The organism is uncultured Methylibium sp. (genome assembly GCF_902826655.1).
GTDB lineage: Bacteria > Pseudomonadota > Gammaproteobacteria > Burkholderiales > Burkholderiaceae_C > Methylibium.
In genome coordinates this window covers 1-3855 of record NZ_CADEFR010000119.1, presented here as the reverse complement: position 1 = coordinate 3855, position 3855 = coordinate 1, and the positions used below count along the sequence as shown (strand labels likewise).

At 69.7% G+C, this 3855-nt stretch carries 4 protein-coding genes and 1 pseudogene; 4 read left to right on the top strand and 1 reads right to left on the bottom strand.

The genetic code is table 11. The annotated features are described in order from the left end of the window. Positions 1–110: 110 nt before the first annotated feature. Complete coding sequence (locus QZV97_RS20540) at positions 111–593, bottom strand: YqaA family protein (RefSeq protein ID WP_295647227.1); 483 nt, start codon at positions 591–593, stop codon at positions 111–113. Between the two features lie 115 nt (positions 594–708). Between QZV97_RS20540 and dusB the strand changes: the two genes are divergently transcribed. From dusB to QZV97_RS20520, 4 genes and pseudogenes are all read left to right on the top strand, one after another. Beyond that, positions 709–1770 carry a tRNA dihydrouridine synthase DusB gene (gene dusB / locus QZV97_RS20535; RefSeq protein ID WP_295647229.1) on the top strand — a complete coding sequence of 354 codons (1062 nt, stop codon included), beginning with the start codon at positions 709–711 and terminating at the stop codon, positions 1768–1770. Continuing rightward, entirely contained in the window at positions 1767–2003 is a 237-nt protein-coding gene (locus tag QZV97_RS20530) for a Fis family transcriptional regulator (RefSeq protein WP_295647226.1), read from the top strand. Before dusB ends, QZV97_RS20530 begins: the two co-directional genes overlap by 4 nt. 4 nt (positions 2004–2007) lie before the next feature. Continuing rightward, a complete protein-coding gene (gene purH, locus QZV97_RS20525) occupies positions 2008–3621 on the top strand; it encodes a bifunctional phosphoribosylaminoimidazolecarboxamide formyltransferase/IMP cyclohydrolase (protein ID WP_295647224.1) in 1614 nt (537 codons plus the stop codon). A gap of 83 nt (positions 3622–3704) precedes the next feature. Beyond that, positions 3705–3855, top strand: a pseudogene (locus QZV97_RS20520) (1-acyl-sn-glycerol-3-phosphate acyltransferase); the annotation flags it as partial.

The window sequence follows — 3855 nt, the reverse complement described above, 5'->3', positions numbered from 1 at the left end:
GGCCCTTTGCTTGGGTTACTTTCATTTGGGCCAGCAAATGAAAGTGACTCGCCTGCCGGGGCGAGACCCGGCGCGTCCTCACGAGGTCAGCCGGCGCAGCCAACGAAGAATCAAGGATGAAACTGCCCCGGCAACACCCAAACCAGCAGCGCAGTCATCGTCAGATACCTGGCGAACTTGCCGATCGCCATGTACAGCAGGCACGGCCAGAACGGCAATCGCAGCCAGCCGGCCACCGCGCACAGCGGATCACCCACGACCGGCAGCCACGACAGCAGGCAGGCCTTGGGCCCGAAGCGCTGCAGCCACGCCAGCACGCGCGCCTCGGCGGGCTTGTGCTTGACGCGCTCGTAGATCTTCTCGGCGCCCAGGCCCATCCACCAGCTGACCGCGCCGCCCAGCGTGTTGCCGGCGGTCGCGACCAGGATCGCGGGCCAGAAGAGGTGCGGGTTCAGCTTGACGAGACCGAACACCGCAGGCTCCGATCCCAGCGGCAGCAGGGTCGCCGACACGAAGGCGACGACGAACACCGTGCTCAGTCCGAACTTGGGCAGGGCGAGCAGTTCCAGCAGCGATTCCAGCCAGGCTTCCATCGGCGCCGATTGTCGGTGCGGCGCAGCATGCGGTGCTGGCACGGGCGCGGAAGTCGCAGCATTTCACGCCGCTATACTCTGCCCTCTTTTTAGGCAGCCCTCCTCCGTGTCCCCCCTGCGCATCGGCTCGATCGAGCTCCCGAACCGGCTGTTCGCGGCGCCGATGGCGGGCGTCACCGACCGCCCCTTCCGCGTGCTGTGCAAGCGGCTGGGCGCGGGCTACGCGGTGAGCGAGATGGTCACGTCGCGCAAGGACCTGTGGGCCAGCCTCAAGACCTCGCGCCGCGCCGACCATGGCGGCGAGGCCGCGCCGATCGCGGTGCAGATCGCCGGCACCGAGCCGCTGATGATGGCCGAGGCCGCGGCCTACAACATCGACCGCGGCGCGCAGGTCATCGACATCAACATGGGCTGCCCGGCCAAGAAGGTGTGCAAGGTCTGGGCCGGCTCGGCGCTGATGCGCGACGAGCCGCTGGCGCTGCGCATCGTCGAGGCGGTGGTCACCGCCTGCGCACCGCGCGGCGTGCCGGTGACGCTGAAGATGCGCACCGGCTGGAGCGAGCACGAGCGCAACGCCGTCGCGATCGCGCGCCGCGCCGAGGACCTGGGCATCGCGATGCTGACGGTGCACGGCCGCACACGCGAGCAGGGCTACCGCGGCCAGGCCGAGTACGACACCGTGGCCGCGGTGAAGGCCGCGGTGCGCGTGCCGGTGGTCGCCAACGGCGACATCGACACGCCCGAGAAGGCGCGCGCCGTGTTCGCCGCCACCGGCTGCGACGCGGTGATGATCGGCCGCGCGGCGCAGGGCCGGCCGTGGATCTTCCGCGAGATCGCGCACCACCTGGCGACCGGCGAGCACCTGGCGGCGCCGCGCACGCAGGAGGTCAAGGCCTGGCTGCTGGAGCACCTGCACGACCACTACGGCCTCTACGGCTGGGACGACGCCGGCGCGGGCGTGCGCAGCGCGCGCAAGCACATCGGCTGGTACGTCCACGGCCTGCCGGGCGGCGCGCTGTTCCGGGCGCGCATGAACACCCTGGAGCGCTGCCAAGACCAGCTCGCCACTGTGGCGGACTGGTTCGACGCACTCGCCGACGATCACGAGCGGCTGCCACAAGCAGCATCGCTCGACTCCGACTTCGAACGACAACCCCTCGAACAAGAAGCAGCATGACCAAGAAGCACATCGACGCGTGCATCCGCGAAAGCCTGGAGGTCTACTTCAAGGACCTGCGCGGCGCCGAGCCGCACGCGATCTACGACATGGTGATCCAGGTGGTCGAGAAGCCGCTGCTGGACGTGGTGATGCAGCACGCCGACGGCAACCAGTCGCGCGCCGCCGAATGGCTGGGCATCAACCGCAACACACTGCGCCGCAAGCTCGTCGAACACAAGCTGATCAAGTGACCCCATGGCACACCTGACCGCCCTCCTCTCCGTCTCCGACAAGACCGGCATCGTCGAGCTGGCCCGCGCGCTGCACGCGCTGGACGTGACGCTGCTGTCGACCGGCGGCACCGCGAAGCTGCTGGCCGAGTCCGGCCTGCCGGTCACGGAAGTCGCCGACCACACCGGTTTTCCGGAGATGCTGGACGGCCGCGTGAAGACGCTGCACCCCAAGATCCACGGCGGCCTGCTGGCGCGCCGCGGCGTCCCCGAACACATGGCGGCGCTGCAGCAGCACGGCATCGCGACCATCGACCTGCTGGTCGTCAACCTCTATCCCTTCGAGGCGACGGTGGCCAAACCCGGCTGCACGCTGGAAGACGCGATCGAGAACATCGACATCGGCGGGCCGGCGATGGTGCGCTCGGCCGCCAAGAACTGGAACGACGTGGCGGTGCTGACCGATGCCTCGCAGTACGCGGGCGTGGTCGCCGAGCTGAAGGCGCACGGCAGCGTCAGCCGCGCGACGCGCTTCGCGTTGTCGGTGGCGGCCTTCAACCGCATCGCCGACTACGACGGCGCGATCAGCGACTACCTCTCCTCGATCACGCTGCCCGACGCCGACAGCGCGGTGCCGGTGCGCGCCGAGTTTCCCGGCCAGAGCAACGGCCGCTTCGTCAAGCTGCAGGACCTGCGCTACGGCGAGAACCCGCACCAGCAGGCCGCGTTCTACCGCGACCTGCACCCGGCGCCCGGCTCGCTGGTCACGGCGATGCAGCTGCAGGGCAAGGAGCTCTCGTACAACAACATCGCCGACGCCGATGCGGCCTGGGAGTGCGTGAAGAGCTTCGACGCGGCGACGCCCGCCTGCGTGATCGTCAAGCACGCCAATCCCTGCGGCGTCGCGGTGGGCAGCAGCAGCGCCGAGGCCTACGGCAAGGCCTTCAAGACCGACCCGACCTCGGCCTTCGGCGGCATCATCGCCTTCAACGCGACCGTCGACGAGGCCGCGGCGCAGGCGATCAGCAGGCAGTTCGTCGAGGTGCTGATCGCGCCGAGCTACACCGAGGGCGCGCTCGCCGTCTTCGCGGCCAAGGCCAACACCCGCGTGCTGCGCATCGCGCAGGACGGCATCGACCGCCGTGCGCCCAACGCCTGGTCGCGCGGGCTCAACAGCCACGACATCAAGCGCGTCGGCTCGGGCCTGCTGATCCAGACCGCCGACAACCACGAGCTGGTCTCCGGCCACCTGAAGCTGGTCACGAAGCAGGCGCCGACGCCGGCGCAGACCGCCGACCTGCTGTTCGCCTGGAAGGTGGCCAAGTTCGTGAAGAGCAACGCCATCGTCTTCTGCGGCGGCGGCATGACGCTCGGCGTCGGCGCCGGCCAGATGAGCCGCCTGGACAGCGCGCGCATCGCCAGCATCAAGGCCCAGCATGCGGGACTGACGCTGCAGGGATCGTGCGTCGCCAGCGACGCCTTCTTCCCCTTCCGCGACGGCCTCGACGTGCTGGCCGACGCCGGCGCCACCTGCGTGATCCAGCCCGGCGGCAGCGTGAAGGACAGCGAGGTGATCGCAGCGGCCGACGAGCGCGGCATCGCGATGGTGTTGACGGGCGTGCGGCACTTCCGGCACTGAGCGGGCGGCGGGCCTCGGCCCGCTCGGTGCAAGCGGGCCTCTCCGGATAGGCGCGTCACGGCTCCCGCTTAGCATGGCCCCCCATGAGTCTCGCCTCCGACACGATGGGCCTCGCGCTCTCGTTCATCGCCCGCCTGATCACCGGCGCGCAGGGCCACTGGTACGGTTGCCCGCCCAAGGCCGAGCAGCGCATCTACTTCGCCAACCACCAGAGCCACCTCGACTGGGTGCTGA

What these genes read in the sequence shown, in the direction of transcription:
- purH (WP_295647224.1), top strand. Translation starts at nt 2,008, where the DNA reads ATGGCACACCTGACCGCCCTCCTCTCCGTCTCCGACAAGACCGGCATC.
- QZV97_RS20530 (WP_295647226.1), top strand. Translation starts at nt 1,767, where the DNA reads ATGACCAAGAAGCACATCGACGCGTGCATCCGCGAAAGCCTGGAGGTC.
- QZV97_RS20540 (WP_295647227.1), bottom strand. Translation starts at nt 593, where the DNA reads ATGGAAGCCTGGCTGGAATCGCTGCTGGAACTGCTCGCCCTGCCCAAG.